We start from the raw sequence: 13,906 nt of genomic DNA, 5'->3' as shown, positions 1-13,906 counted from the left end.
GGCTCCGGTCGCCCCCGCCGCCCCGGCTCCCGCGCCGGCCGCTCCGGCCCCGGTCACCCCGGCTCCGGCCGCTCCGGCCGCCGCGCAGCCGACCGACGAGGGCGCCTACGTCACCCCGCTGGTGCGCAAGCTCGCCGCCGAGAACGGCGTCGACCTGGCCTCCGTCAAGGGCACCGGCGTCGGCGGCCGTATCCGCAAGCAGGACGTCATCGCCGCCGCCGAGGCCGCGAAGGCCGCCGCCGCTGCTCCGGCTCCGGCCGCTGCCGCCGCTCCGGCGGCCGCCGCGAAGAAGGCCCCGGCGCTGGAGGTCTCCCCCCTCCGTGGCCAGACCGTCAAGATGCCGCGCATCCGCAAGGTCATCGGCGACAACATGGTCAAGGCGCTGCACGAGCAGGCCCAGCTGTCCTCGGTGGTCGAGGTCGATGTGACCCGCCTGATGCGCCTGCGCGGCCAGGCCAAGGACTCCTTCGCCGCCCGCGAGGGCGTCAAGCTCTCCCCGATGCCGTTCTTCGTGAAGGCGGCGGCCCAGGCGCTGAAGGCCCACCCGGTCATCAACGCCAAGATCAACGAGGCCGAGGGCACGATCACCTACTTCGACACCGAGAACGTCGGTATCGCGGTGGACTCGGAGAAGGGCCTGATGACCCCGGTCATCAAGGGTGCGGGCGACCTGAACATCGCCGGTATCGCCAAGGCCACGGCCGACCTGGCCGGCAAGGTCCGCGCCAACAAGATCACGCCCGACGAGCTGTCCGGCGCGACCTTCACCATCTCCAACACCGGTTCGCGCGGTGCGCTCTTCGACACGATCATCGTGCCGCCGGGCCAGGTCGCGATCCTCGGCATCGGCGCCACGGTCAAGCGCCCGGCCGTCATCGAGACGGAGGAGGGCACGGTCATCGGCGTCCGCGACATGACCTACCTGACCCTCTCCTACGACCACCGCCTGGTCGACGGCGCCGACGCGGCCCGTTACCTGACGGCCGTCAAGGCCATCCTGGAGGCGGGCGAGTTCGAGGTCGAGCTCGGCCTCTGATCTCCCTGATCAGCCAGTACGGCGCCCCGCTTGGAACTTCTCCGGGCGGGGCGCCGCTTTCTTTGCGGCGAAGGGCACCTGCATCGCCCCAAGGGGCGCGGGGAACTGCTCGACCAGCCACAACCAGCCCGCACCCGCCCGACAACAGACCGGACCGAGCTCTCAGGCGCAACGCCCCTCACACCGTGTAAGTCTCGTCTCACCTGCACCAAGACGCCCCTGTCGGCCCTCCCGGCGGAGCGCACCGGCCGTATTGTCTAAACGTCAACGCGCCCTAAGGAGCCCTCATGACCGCCCCCGTCATCCACTCGCTGCGCGAACAGATCCGCGAGCACATCCTGGAGGGGATCATCAGCGGTCGCTGGCAGCCGGGCGAGCGCATCGTGGAGCGCCGTATCGCCACGGAGCTGGAGGTCAGCCAGACCCCCGTACGCGAGGCGCTGCGCGAGCTGGAGTCCCTGCGCCTGATCGAGTCCGCGCCCAACAAGGGCGTACGCGTACGGAACCTGACGGCCGCCGACCTGGAGGAGAGCTACCCGGTCCGGGCCGGCCTGGAGGCCATCGCCGCGGAACTCGCCGCCGACCGCCTCGCAGAGGACTGCTCCGCCCTGGAGCCCCACGTCACCGCCCTGTACGACGCCGACCGCAACGCCGACGGCACGGGCCAGGTGCGGCACACCGTCGGCTTCCACCGCGAACTGGTGCGGGCCGCCGGCAACTCCGTGCTGCTGCACACCTGGGAGGGCCTCGGCATCGAGGTCTTCACGGCCCTGTCGATCCGTTGGCTGGGCACCGTTCAGCAGTCGTACGCGGAGGAGCACGAGGAGCTGGTCCAGGCGTTCCGCAGGCGGGACCCGAGGATCGCGGAACTGGTGAAGGCGCACGTGCTGGGCTGCGCCCCGCGGGCCTGATACACCCGAGCATCCCCGCGCTCACCTGCGGAAATCCCTCGAAAACGCGGCACCCGGTGCCACCCCCAAAGGCACCGCATGCCGACTTTCTCGTAATCGAGAAGTTTTGCCCCTGAACCCTTTGATCGATCATCGATCAGCGGGTTATTGTCGCCGACGGGCCACGCGGCAGCAGCCGCATGGTGTCACCGCACCGAGGCCCTCCGCCCTGTCCTGCCAAAGACAAAGGGCACCCCCGAACCCTTACCGATGAGGGAACCCCCTTCGACTGAGGAAGGCGGCGACATGACCGACCCCAACGCCATCCAGCCGAGCGCGCTCGACCAGCTCCCCGACCGTGATCCGGAGGAGACCGCCGAATGGCAGGCCTCACTGGACGCGGTCGCCAAGGCGGCCGGTCCGCACCGCGCCGCTTACCTGATGCGCCGCACGCTGGAGCGGGCCGAGGGCACGGGCATCGCGCTGCCCAAGCTCCTTGAGACCGACTACGTCAACACCATCCCGACCTCCGCCGAGCCGTCCGCGCCCGGTGACGAGGCGATGGAGTCCCGTATCACCGCGTGGAACCGCTGGAACGCGGCCGCGATGGTGACCCGGGGCAGCAAACACGGCGTCGGCGGCCACATCGCCACCTTCGCCTCCGCGGCCTGGCTCTACGAGACCGGCTTCAACCACTTCTTCCAGGGCAAGGAGGCCGACGGCTCGGGCGACCAGCTCTACATCCAGGGCCACGCCTCCCCCGGCATCTACGCCCGCGCCTTCCTCGACGGCCGGCTCAGCGAGGACCACCTCGACAACTTCCGTCAGGAGTCCGGCGGCAACGGCCTGCCGTCCTACCCGCACCCGCGCCGTCTGCCCTGGCTGTGGGAGTTCCCGACGGTGTCCATGGGCCTCGGCCCGCTGTCGGCGATCTACCAGGCCCGCTTCAACCGCTATCTGACGGCGCGCGGCATCAAGGACGTCTCGAACTCCCACGTCTGGGCGTTCCTCGGCGACGGCGAGATGGACGAGCCGGAGTCCACGGCGGCACTCGCCCTGGCCTCCCGCGAGGGCCTGGACAACCTGACCTTCGTCATCAACTGCAACCTGCAGCGCCTCGACGGCCCGGTCCGCGCCAACTTCAAGATCGTGCAGGAGCTGGAGGCCCAGTTCCGCGGCGCCGGCTGGAACGTCGTCAAGACCCTCTGGGGTACGGCCTGGGACGAGCTGTTCCAGCTCGACACCACGGGCGCGCTCGTACGCCGCCTGCGCGAGGTACCCGACGCCCAGGTGCAGACGTACCAGACGCGCGACGCCGCCTACATCCGCCAGGACTTCTTCGGCAAGGACCCGGCGCTCGTCGAGATGGCGAAGCTGCTGAGCGACGACAAGATCCTGGAGTGCTTCCACCTCTCCCGCGGTGGTCACGAGGCGCGCAAGGTGTACGCCGCCTACAAGGCCGCCGTCGAGTTCAAGGGCGCGCCGACCGTGATCCTGGCCCAGACGGTCAAGGGCTTCACCCTCGGCGAGGGCTTCGCGTCGAAGAACGCCAACCACCAGATGAAGAAGCTGACGGTGGACGAGTTCAAGGCGATGCGCGACCTGCTGGAGCTGCCGATCTCCGACAGCCAGTTCGTCGACGGGGTCGTCCCCTACGGCCACCCCGGCGCCGACTCCCCCGAGGTCCGCTACCTCCAGGAGCGCCGCGCGGCCCTCGGCGGCCCGGCCCCGGCCCGCCGTGTGCACCCGGTGGCCCCGCTGCCGGCCCCGGCCGAGAAGGCGTTCGCGTCCTTCGACAAGGGCTCCGGCTCCCAGAACGTGGCCACGACCATGGCGTTCGTCCGCCTGATCAAGGACCTGGTCCGTGACAAGGAGTCGGGCAAGCGCTGGGTGCCGATCGTCCCGGACGAGGCGCGCACCTTCGGTATGGAGTCGCTCTTCCCGTCCCTCGGGATCTACTCCCCCAAGGGCCAGACGTACGAGCCGGTCGACCGCGACCAGCTGATGTACTACAAGGAGGCCAAGAACGGCCAGATCCTCAACGAGGGGATCACCGAGGCCGGTTCGATGGCCGACTTCATCGCCGCGTCCACCGCGTACTCCACGCACGGCGAAGCGATGATCCCGTTCTACATCTTCTACTCGATGTTCGGCTGGCAGCGCACGGCCGACCAGATGTGGCAGCTCGGCGACCAGCTCGGCCGCGGCTTCCTGATCGGCGCCACGGCGGGCCGTACGACGCTGACGGGCGAGGGCCTGCAGCACGCCGACGGTCACTCGCCGGTGATCGCGGCGACGAACCCGGCGGCGCTGACGTACGACCCGGCGTTCGCCTACGAGGTCGCGGCGATCGTCAAGGACGGCCTGCGCCGCATGTACGGCGAGGCGGCCCCGGGCGAGGACCCGAACGTCTTCTACTACCTCACCGTCTACAACGAGCCGCTCCCGCAGCCCGCCAAGCCGTCCGGCCCCGGCATCGACCAGGGCATCGTCAAGGGCCTGTACCGCTTCAACACGGCGGAGTCGGCGGGCGTGACCGTGGCGGCGGCCAACGCCCCGCGCATCCAGCTGCTCGGCTCCGGCACGGCGATCCACTGGACGCTTGAGGCGCAGAAGCTGCTCGCCGAGGAGTGGGGCGTCGCGGCCGACGTCTGGTCGGCGACATCCTGGACGGAGCTGCGCCGGGACGCCCTGGAGGCGGACGCGGCACTGCTGCGGGGCGAGGAGCGCCTCCCGTACGTCCGTCAGGCGCTGCAGGGCGCGGAGGGCCCGGTGCTCGCCGTCTCCGACTACATGCGCCAGGTCCCGGACCAGATCGCGCAGTGGGTCGAGCAGGACTACTCCTCCCTCGGTGCCGACGGCTTCGGTCTGTCGGACACCCGCGAGGCCGCCCGCCGTCACTTCGGCATCGACGCCCCGTCGATCGTCGTCGCGGCCCTGGCCCAGCTCGCGAAGCGGGGCGAGGTCAAGGCGACGGCGGTGAAGGAAGCCCGGGAGAAGTACGGGCTGTAACGGCTGACGCTCGGTGAAGGGGTACGGCGACCGCCGTACCCCTTCGTTGTCGGTGGGCCCCGGCATGATGGCCGTATGCGTGCCGCCCGCCTGATCAAGATGGTGCTGTTGCTCCAGTCCCGGCCCTCCATGACCGCCGCCGAGCTGGCGAGCGAGCTGGAGGTGTCGGAGAGAACGGTGACCCGGGACGCGCAGGCGCTGTCGGAGGCCGGGGTCCCGGTGTACGCCGATCGCGGCCGGGCCGGGGGGTACCGGCTCATCGGCGGGTACCGGACGCGGCTGACCGGGCTCGGGCGGAGCGAGGCCGAGGCGCTGTTCCTGAGCGGTGTTCCGGGGGCGCTGCGGGAGATGGGGCTGGAGGACGCCGCCTCCGCCGCCCGGCTGAAGGTGTCGGCGGCCCTGATGCCCTCGGTGCGTGACGCGTCCCGTACGGCTGCCCAGCGGTTCCATCTCGACGCGCCGAACTGGTTCAAGGAGCCGAAGACCCCCGAGCTGCTGCCCGCCGTCGCGGACGCGGTGTGGGACGACCGGCGGATCGTCGCCCGCTACCGGCGTGGGGAGGGGGAGCAGCAGCGGGATGTGGTGCGGGAGTTGGAGCCGTACGGGCTCGTGCTGAAGGCGGGGGTCTGGTATTTGTGCGCCCGCGTGGCGGGACAAGGGGCGGACCGGGGCCACGGGGGACACAGCGATCACGGGGGCCACGGGGGACACAGGGTGTACCGGATCGACCGGTTCACCGCCGTCGAGCCCGGTGAGGAGCGGTTCGAGCGGGACGAGGAGTTCGATCTGCCCGCCTTCTGGGACGAGCGGGCCGAGCAGTTCGCGCGGTCCATCCTGCGGGACGAGGTGGTGGTGCGGGTGTCCCCGGGCGGGGTGCGCCGGTTGCCGTACGCCGTCGATCCGCAGTCCGCGCGGGAGGCACTGGAGACGGCCGGTGCCCCCGACGGGGACGGGTGGGTGACGCTGACGCTCCCCGTGGAGTCCGAGGAGGTCGCCCACACCCAGCTCGCCTCGCTCGGGCCGGAGGTGGAGGTGCTGGCACCTCAGTCGCTGAGGGCCCGTTTCGCGAGCGATGCGATACGGCTGGCGGGGCTGTACGGCTCGTGACGCGCAGGCATATGCCGCCGGGCCCGGCCCTGGAGTCCAGTCGCCCGCTCATGGGCCTACCCCCTATAACAATCCGCCGCACTCCACGTGCGCCCCACCCGTCCAGGGCCGATGCTTGACCCGTGATGGACGAGACGGAGTTCTGGGAGATGATCGACGGAACGCGGGAGGCCGCCGAGGGTGACGCCGAGGAGCAGGCCGACCTGCTGGTGGACCGGCTCCTGACGCTGGACCCGGAGATGATCCTGGACTTCGCCCGTCACTTCGAGGCCCGCTACAACCGCGCGTACACCTGGGACCTCTGGGCGGCCGCCTGGGTCCTGCTCGACGGGGCCAGCGACGACGCGTTCGACTTCTTCCGGTGCTGGCTGATCGGCCAGGGCCGCGAGGTCTACGAGGGCGGGGTGCACGACCCCGACTCGCTCGCCGACCTGCTGGACGACTTCGACGAGGAGTTCGACGGCGACGGCGAGGAACTGGGCTACGCGGCCGACGAGGCGTACGAACAGCTCACCGGCACCGTCGCCCCCGATCTCGGCATCCCGCCCGCGCCCCCGGAACCGGCGGGCAGGCCGGTCGACTTCGAGAACGCACAGGCGTTGGCGGAGCGGTTGCCCAGGTTGTGGGAGCGGTTCAAGGACTGAGCCTCGGTAACGAACCGGCCATGCGGGACCTCAGGCCACGGCCCGCCTGCGACCGGCGTTGGGCTCCGACGGGATGTACGCCTGCGTCTGTTCGGCCTTCACCGCGTGGTACATCGGGGCCTTGTTGGCCTGGTCGAGCGCGGACGCCGTGACGGCCGCCGGTCCCAGGACGACGGTCGCGACCGCGCAGACCACGGTCCAGACGCGCTTGCCGCCGTTGCCGCCCTTGTGGTTGCCGCTGCTCATGATCCCCACCTCCGGTCAGTGCGTGTGCATGACGACAGGAACGATAGGAAGGCTGTCTCGGGGTGGTCCTTGAGCCGCCTAGGAGAAACCTGTGAGGGCGCGCATGCGCGGAGTTCGGGTGCCCGTGGGCGGCCGTTCACCCGTGGGCTCTTGACCGGTTCGGTGATCTCCGGCTTAGTGTGGCCGCCCCGACCAGGAGCACCCAGCCCATGACCAGCCTGTTCGTGCGGGAGATACCGCGCGCGGAACACCTCGCCCATCTGCGGCTGAATCCCGACGCGAGCCATCTGCAGATCCCCGAGTGGGGCGATGTGAAGCCCGACTGGCTGCCGGAGAGCGTCGGCTGGTTCGACGGCGAGACGATGATCGCGACGGCGCTGGTCCTCTACCGCCCGCTGCCCGGGACCAGGCGCTATCTCGCCTACCTCCCCGACGGGCCCTGGATCGACTGGCGTGCGCCGCGGCTGGAGCGGTGGCTGGACCCGCTCGTCGCCCACCTGAAGCGGATCGGGGCGTTCTCGGTCCGGATCGGCCCGCCGCTGGTCGTACGGCACTGGGACGCGGCCACCGTGGCGGCGGGGATCGACGACCCCGAGGTACGTCATCTGCACGATCTGCCGCCGGCCGGCATCGACGGGTACGCGCTCGATGTCGCGGAGCGGCTGCGGCGGCTCGGCTGGCGGCAGTGCGACGAGGACGACGGCAGCGGATTCGGCCTCGGCCAGCCGCGCTACGGCTGTGAGATCCCGCTGGCGGGGCGCTCGATGGACGATCTGCGCGGCGCGCTCGCCCCGCACTGGGAACAGTCGCTGCGTACGGCCGAGGCGGCGGGCGTCCGCGTCGCCTGGGGCTCGGCCGCCGACCTGCCCGAGTTCCACCGCCTCTACACCGCGACCGCCGCCCACGACGGCTTCAAGGCCCGCCCACTGGACTACTTCCGGCGCATGTGGCAGGCCCTGAACGCCGAGGACGACGACCGGCTGCGGCTCTATGTCGCCGAGTACGACGGCGAGGTGCTCTCGGCCGCCCTCATGATCAACGTCGGCTCCCGGGTCTGGCACTCCTACGCCGCGTCCGGCCGCCGGGGGCGTCAACTGCGGCCCAGCAGCGCCCTGTTGTGGCGGATGCTGTGCGATGCGCGGGCGTCGGGCGCCGAGACATACGACCTGCGCTCCATCACCCCCTCCCTCGCCGAGGACCGCCTGCTCGGCCGGCTCCGCTTCAAGACGGGGACGGGCGGCCGGGCGGTGGAGTACCTCGGGGAGTGGGAACTGCCGGTGGGGAGCCAGGGCAAGGTGCTGCAGCGGGCGTTGGGGGTCTATCTGGGGCGGAGGTGAGGGGCGTGGCGGGGCATGGGGGCCTGGCGAGGCCGTGTGTGGGGGGACGGGGCCGTGCCCTGGCGTCGCGCACGGAGGGCTTATGAGGCCCGGCCCTGCAGCCGTGCCGCGAGCTGCCGGATCTCGGGGAGCCGGGCGGTGAGGGCGGCGCCGGGGCAGCTGGTCATGTAGCCGGTGTTGTGGCCGGCCAGGGCCGGGAGCGTGGCGCTGGTGCCGGAGGCGTAGCGGCTGAGGCTGTTGCTGGAGGTCAGGCGGACCCTGGCGCGCGGGTCGGTGTCGGAGAGCCCCAGCTTCCAGGCGGCCAGCGCGGCGATCGCCTCGGTCATCGCCTTCGGCACGTCGGCACCGGCCGTGAAGGTGCCGAGGGCGGCGATGCCGGTGGTGCGGTGGTTGAAGCCCTGAGTATGGGCGCCGGTGACGGGACGGTCGATGCCGCCCGCACGGCCCTCGTAGATGGTGCCGCAGCGGTCGACGAGGAAGTTGTAGCCGATGTCGTCCCAGTCGCGCGAGCCGGTCTGACCTGCGTACAGGTAGCGGATGATGCGGGGTGCGTCGGCGCAGTCGTACCCGTTGGGCGAGTCGGTGTGATGGATGAAGACGGCGACGACCCTGTCGTCGTAGCGCGGCGGCGGCTGGGCATGCCGGGTGTCGTCATCCAGCCAGGCCGCGCGCGGCACGATCTCCGGGCGGGGCGCCTGGTAGGAGGTCACGGACCGCGCCGCGACCTCCCGCCCGGCCGCCGCGACCGTACGGTCGACTCCGCTCGCGCACAACACCAACGCGAGGACGGCGGCGAGCCCGGGGAGACAGGCGAACAGCACGAGGAGGGCGGCGGGGATGGGACGGCCGGCAGGGGGCCGGGGGCGGCGGGGGCGTCTGGTGGTGCGATGCCGCGAGCCGGAACGGAGACGCCGGCCGGTACGGGACTGCCCGAGGCCCCGCGACCCCGGCGCCTCCGCATCACGCCGCGCCCGCCCGGCCCCCGCCTCGTGCGCCGCCTCCTGCGCAGCCCAAGGTATTCGTACGGCACGTGGTCTTCGGCGCCCCCGTGTCCGGAAGACCCGCCGGGTGACCCGTCGGAAGACACGCATGGTCCTACTGTCCGACGGATCTGCTCCGCCCGCGATGTGTGGTGTGCCACCCGATGGAACCATCGTCCCGGTCCAGGGCGTTTCTCCAGGTGCACGCAGCGTGGCCGGTTCCTGGCGGCACACGCGTGTGTGTGCTGATCAACAGGCGCCTCCCGCGCGTACTAAGGGGTCCGAGAGAAAGGCGGCTCCGTGGACCTGCTCGACATCCTGCTGTTGCTGGTGATCCTGGCCTACGCGGCATCCGGCTACCGTCGCGGACTGGTCGCCGGCTGCGTCTCGCTCGCCGGTTTCGTGGGCGGCGCGGTGATCGGCGTATGGATCCTGCCGTGGATGATGGACCTGGTCACGCCGGGTACGACCCAGGCGACCGTGACCGCGGTGCTCACGGTGCTGGTCCCGGCGGTGGCGGTGCACGAGCTGGCGGGGCGGCTGGCGCTGCGGCTGCGCAGGGAGCTGGACCGGGGCCCGCTCAGGGTGGCCGACGGCGTCGGCGGGGCCGTGGCCAACTCGGTGGCCGTACTGATCGTCTCCTGGGTCGCGGCCAGCGTCCTCGCCGCGTCCTCCTCACCGCTGCTCACCTCGGCCATCCGGGACTCCCGCCTGCTGGGCACCGTCCAGGGCGCCATGCCGGACACGACCCCCGCCTGGTTCTCGCGGGCCACCTCCGCGCTCACCGAGGCCGGCTTCCCGCAGGTCTTCAACCCGTTCGAGAACGAGTCGACGGCCGAGGTCGCCAAGCCCACCGGCGACAGCGTCACGGCCGCCGCGACGAACGCCGCCAAGCGCAGCACCGTCAAGATCGAGGGCACCGCGGGCAACCAGGGCCGCGAGGGCAGCGGCTTCGTCTACGCCCCGCGGCATGTGATGACCAACGCCCATGTGGTGGCCGGTATCGACGAGCCCAGCGTCCGGATCGGCGGCGTCGGGCGGTCGTACGAGTCCCGGGTGGTGCTCTTCGACCCGCAACGGGACGTCGCCGTGCTGTACGTCCCCGAACTGCGCGCCCCCGTGCTGCGGTTCGACGACGCCGCCACCCGCGGCGACTCGGCGGTCGTGGCGGGCTATCCCGAGGACGGCGACCTGAACCTCCAGGCGGCGACCGTCGCCAACCGCGTGCGGGCCACCGGGCAGAACATCTACAACGACCGGACCGTCACCCGCGAGATCTACTCGATCCGCTCCACCGTCCGCCCCGGCAACTCCGGTGGCCCGCTGCTGACCACCGGCGGCAAGGTGTTCGGCGTCGTCTTCGCCCGCTCCACCTCCGACGACGAGACCGGCTATGTCCTGACGGCCGCCGAGGTGGCCGCCGACGCGAAGCGCGCGGCGAGCGCGACCGCGCCCGTGGACACGGGGGATCTCGTCACGTCCTGACCTCGCCTCCCGGGGCGAGCGGTCAGAGCCGGCGCCCCATGATCACGTCGTCCACGTACGCCCCGTCCAGGAAGAACTCCTCCGGCAGCACCCCCTCCACCACGAACCCCTCCGCCTCGTACAGCTTGCGGGCCGGCGTGTTGTGCCCGAGGACACGCAGCGTGAGTCGGCGTGCGCCCCTGCGCCGGGACTCCGCCACGGCCGCCCGGATCAGCGCCCGCCCGACGCCATGCCCCCGCGCCTCGTCGGCGACGGCGAGCCCCTGGATCTGCCGCACATGCGTGTTGCAGGCGAGCGGGGTCGGAAAGCCCAGCCGGACATAGCCGACGATGCGGCGGTCCAGTTCGGCGACCAGATGGTCGCCGGGGGCGTGCCGCTCGTCGAAGAACGGCGGATAGGGCGGCCGCGGCTGCGGATGGACCGCGTGCAGCGGTGACCACGTGCGACGGTCGAGGAGGGACAGCTCCTCCTCGTCGTCCGGCAGGGCGATACGTATGTTCGGCGACTGGTGAGGCTGCGGCATGAGCGCCACCCTAAGACCCGGTAGCCGTATCCCGAATCCGGGTTTTATGTGGTCAGAGGCAGGATGGGATTATGGAACATTCAAGGATCGCCGTGGCCGGCTCCTCAGGCCTCATCGGCAGCGCCCTCGTGCGCTCCCTGACCGCCGACGGGCACGAGGTCGTACGGCTCGTACGCCGCCCGCCCAGGTCGAAGGACGAGGTGCGGTGGGACCCGGAGGGCAAATCGGTGGACGCGGCCGGGCTCGCCGGATGCGACGCCGTCGTCAACCTCGCCGGGGCGAACGTGGGTTCGCGGCGCTGGACGGAGGCGTACAAGGCGAAACTCCGGAGCGGCCGGGTGCTGGGTACGGCGGCCCTGGCGGAGGCGATCGCGGCGCTGAAGCCGGAGAAACGCCCGCGGGTCTTCGTCAACGGCAGCGCGATCGGCTACTACGGCGAGACCGGCGAGCGGGCCGTCGACGAGAGCTCCCCGGCCGGGCAGGGCTTCCTGCCCTCGCTGGTCGTCGACTGGGAGGGCGCGGCGGCCCCGGCCCAGGAGGCGGGCGTGCGGACGGTGTTCCCGCGCACGGGGCTGGTGGTGGCCCGTGACGGCGGTGCCTGGGGTCGGCTGTTCCCGCTGTTCAAGGCGGGGCTCGGCGGCCGGATGGGGAACGGGCGGCAGTACTGGTCGTTCGTCTCGCTGCACGACGAGGTGGCCGCGATCCGGCATCTGATCGACACCGACGCTCTGACGGGGCCGTTCAACGTGACCGCGCCGCAGCCGCTGACGAACCGTGAGATCACCGAGGCCATGGGACGCGTGCTGCACCGGCCGACGCTCTTCACCGTCCCCGCGCCCGTCCTGCGGACCGTGCTCGGTGAGATGGCCGGCGATGTCCTGGGCAGCCAACGGGTGCTGCCGAAGCGGCTGCTGGAGTCCGGCTTCACCTTCGCTTTCCCGGAAATCGAGGGGGCGGTCCGGGCAGCAGCCAGGTAAAGGACGGCCCGGGACGATGCAAAGACAGGCACGACACCAAGTCCGCATGCGACCACCGTGCGACCGTGCTCTGTCGATGCGCGACTGTTCCCGACCGATCACAGCCCTAACCTCGACCCGAACTCGGGTATCCCCGGAGCCTGTTGGGGGCATGACGTCTCCACCGGCCGCGCAACCTCAGGGAGGGGCACGTGCTTGAGCCCGCGTACCAGGCGGACGTCGTCATCGTGGGAGCCGGAGTCGCCGGGCTCTCCGCGGCGCATCGACTGACCAGCGCAGGAGTAACGACCGCGGTCCTGGAGGCCGCCCCTTACGCGGGCGGCCGAATGTCGACCGAGAAGATCGACGGGTTCCGGCTCGACCGGATCGGACAGCTGCTGTCCACCGCGTATCCCGAACTACGCCTGACACCGGGGCTCGACGCACTCCCGCTGCTCCCCTTCACGCCAGGCGTCCTGCTGCACAGCGACGGACGCCGCCACCGCGCGGGCGTTCTGACGGGCCCGATCGGCGCCAGGCGCGCGAGGGGCGCACTTCACGCAGTGCGCGCCCTGGCGAGCGCCCCTCGGTCGGCGTCCGCCCGGGGGGTCCCGAGTCAGACGTCCCTGCCGAGGGTGCGCGCGAGCGCCCCGCTGGGCACCGCCGTCGACCAGGCCCGGCTCGGCACCGCACTGGCCCGTCTGGCCTCCGCGCCCGTCGAACGCCTGCTGGCCCGCCCCGAGCTGCCGGCCGCCCAGGCCCTCGCCGAGCGGGGCATCCCCGCCCGCACGATCGACGGCTTTCTGCGCCCCCTGCTCGCCACGCTGCTCTGCGACCCGGAGCTGACGACGTCCAGCCGGTGCGCGGACCTCGCGCTGCGCGCCTTCGCGGGCGGACGGCTGTGCGTGCCCGAGGGCGGCGCCGAGGCACTGCCGGAGCTGCTGGCACGAGCACTGCCACCGGGCACCGTGCACACCGGCGTACGCGTCACGTCGATCTCCACGACCTCGGTGACCACCGCGGAACACGGCGAGATACGGTGCCGGGCCGTCCTCCTGGCGACGGACGCCCGTACCGCCGCCGAACTGCTGCCGGGCCTGCGCGTACCCGACTTCCACCCGGTGACGGTCGTCCACCACACGGCCGACGAACCGCCGACGACCGGCGCCTCGCTGCTGCTCGACGCCGACCGGGGCGGTCCGGTCGCGCACACCACGGTGATCAGCCAGGTCGACCCGAGCCGGGCGCCCGCGGGACGCCCCCTCATCTCCTCGACGGTCCTGGGCACACCGCCCCCCGACATCGACACGGCCGTACGGAGGCATCTGTCCCGCCTCTACGGCACGTCCACGACGCGCTGGGAGACGCTGGCCGTGCACCACACCCCCGAGGCCGTCCCCGCGATGCGCCCGCCCCACGACCTGCGCCGCCCGGTACGCCTCCTGGCCGGCCTGTACGTCTGCGGCGACCACCGCGACACCAGCACCCTCCAGGGCGCCCTCCACTCGGCCCACCGAGCCGCCTCGGCGATCCTGACGGACCTGGGAGCGGCGGGGTCGCTGCACCGGGCAGAACCAATGAGGGCGGCGGCATAGGAAGGCCGGGCGCCCCGCGCCCGGTCTCTTATAAACAACTCCCAGCCCACCAGACACCGATCGGTATGGGTTTGGGTTGGGGGGGGGTTAATAGG

12 protein-coding genes are annotated in these 13,906 nt (G+C 71.7%); 9 read left to right on the top strand and 3 right to left on the bottom strand.

Going from position 1 to position 13,906, the window contains the following annotated elements; translation table 11 throughout:
• The 5 genes from sucB to ACFWYS_RS20680 all read left to right on the top strand — a co-directional run.
• The coding region (gene sucB / locus ACFWYS_RS20700) for a 2-oxoglutarate dehydrogenase, E2 component, dihydrolipoamide succinyltransferase (RefSeq protein WP_384770704.1) at positions 1 to 1,036 on the top strand (1,036 nt) is incomplete at its 5' end.
• Positions 1,037 to 1,323: 287 nt separating this feature from the next.
• Positions 1,324 to 1,947 (top strand): GntR family transcriptional regulator, encoded by a 624-nt coding sequence (locus tag ACFWYS_RS20695; RefSeq protein WP_272124702.1) that lies wholly within the window; start codon positions 1,324 to 1,326, stop codon positions 1,945 to 1,947.
• 285 nt (positions 1,948 to 2,232) lie between these two features.
• Positions 2,233 to 4,938, top strand: coding sequence for a pyruvate dehydrogenase (acetyl-transferring), homodimeric type (gene aceE, locus ACFWYS_RS20690; RefSeq protein ID WP_384770701.1), 2,706 nt, complete (start codon positions 2,233 to 2,235; stop codon positions 4,936 to 4,938).
• A 75-nt stretch (positions 4,939 to 5,013) separates the two neighbouring features.
• Entirely contained in the window at positions 5,014 to 6,045 is a 1,032-nt protein-coding gene (locus tag ACFWYS_RS20685) for a helix-turn-helix transcriptional regulator (RefSeq protein WP_384770698.1), read from the top strand.
• A 125-nt stretch (positions 6,046 to 6,170) separates the two neighbouring features.
• On the top strand, positions 6,171 to 6,689 hold the full coding sequence (locus tag ACFWYS_RS20680) for a DUF4240 domain-containing protein (protein ID WP_384770723.1): 519 nt from the start codon (positions 6,171 to 6,173) through the stop codon (positions 6,687 to 6,689).
• A 30-nt stretch (positions 6,690 to 6,719) separates the two neighbouring features.
• Here ACFWYS_RS20680 and ACFWYS_RS20675 read toward each other — a convergent pair whose 3' ends face one another.
• A complete protein-coding gene (locus tag ACFWYS_RS20675) occupies positions 6,720 to 6,935 on the bottom strand; it encodes a hypothetical protein (protein WP_384770696.1) in 216 nt (71 codons plus the stop codon).
• A 209-nt stretch (positions 6,936 to 7,144) separates the two neighbouring features.
• Between ACFWYS_RS20675 and ACFWYS_RS20670 the strand changes: the two genes are divergently transcribed.
• A complete protein-coding gene (locus tag ACFWYS_RS20670) occupies positions 7,145 to 8,272 on the top strand; it encodes a lipid II:glycine glycyltransferase FemX (RefSeq protein ID WP_384770693.1) in 1,128 nt (375 codons plus the stop codon).
• An 80-nt stretch (positions 8,273 to 8,352) separates the two neighbouring features.
• On the opposite strand, the gene ACFWYS_RS20665 is transcribed toward ACFWYS_RS20670, so the two are convergent.
• Complete coding sequence (locus ACFWYS_RS20665) at positions 8,353 to 9,093, bottom strand: peptidoglycan recognition protein (RefSeq protein ID WP_384770690.1); 741 nt, start codon at positions 9,091 to 9,093, stop codon at positions 8,353 to 8,355.
• Between the two features lie 459 nt (positions 9,094 to 9,552).
• On the opposite strand from ACFWYS_RS20665, the gene ACFWYS_RS20660 reads away from it, so the two are divergent.
• Positions 9,553 to 10,737, top strand: coding sequence for a MarP family serine protease (locus ACFWYS_RS20660; protein ID WP_384770687.1), 1,185 nt, complete (start codon positions 9,553 to 9,555; stop codon positions 10,735 to 10,737).
• A gap of 22 nt (positions 10,738 to 10,759) precedes the next feature.
• Here ACFWYS_RS20660 and ACFWYS_RS20655 read toward each other — a convergent pair whose 3' ends face one another.
• A complete protein-coding gene (locus ACFWYS_RS20655; protein WP_384770684.1) occupies positions 10,760 to 11,260 on the bottom strand; it encodes a GNAT family N-acetyltransferase in 501 nt (166 codons plus the stop codon).
• A 71-nt stretch (positions 11,261 to 11,331) separates the two neighbouring features.
• On the opposite strand from ACFWYS_RS20655, the gene ACFWYS_RS20650 reads away from it, so the two are divergent.
• Together ACFWYS_RS20650 and ACFWYS_RS20645 are read left to right on the top strand one after the other, a co-directional pair.
• Positions 11,332 to 12,237 carry a TIGR01777 family oxidoreductase gene (locus ACFWYS_RS20650; RefSeq protein ID WP_384770681.1) on the top strand — a complete coding sequence of 302 codons (906 nt, stop codon included), beginning with the start codon at positions 11,332 to 11,334 and terminating at the stop codon, positions 12,235 to 12,237.
• 191 nt (positions 12,238 to 12,428) lie between these two features.
• The gene (locus ACFWYS_RS20645; RefSeq protein ID WP_384770678.1) at positions 12,429 to 13,811 is read left to right on the top strand and encodes an NAD(P)/FAD-dependent oxidoreductase; all 1,383 of its coding nucleotides are present in this window, start codon (positions 12,429 to 12,431) and stop codon (positions 13,809 to 13,811) included.
• Positions 13,812 to 13,906: the final 95 nt, after the last annotated feature.

This window comes from Streptomyces sp. NPDC059010 (assembly GCF_042740355.1).
Taxonomy (GTDB): domain Bacteria; phylum Actinomycetota; class Actinomycetes; order Streptomycetales; family Streptomycetaceae; genus Streptomyces.
This window is presented reverse-complemented; position numbering and strand designations above follow the sequence as displayed.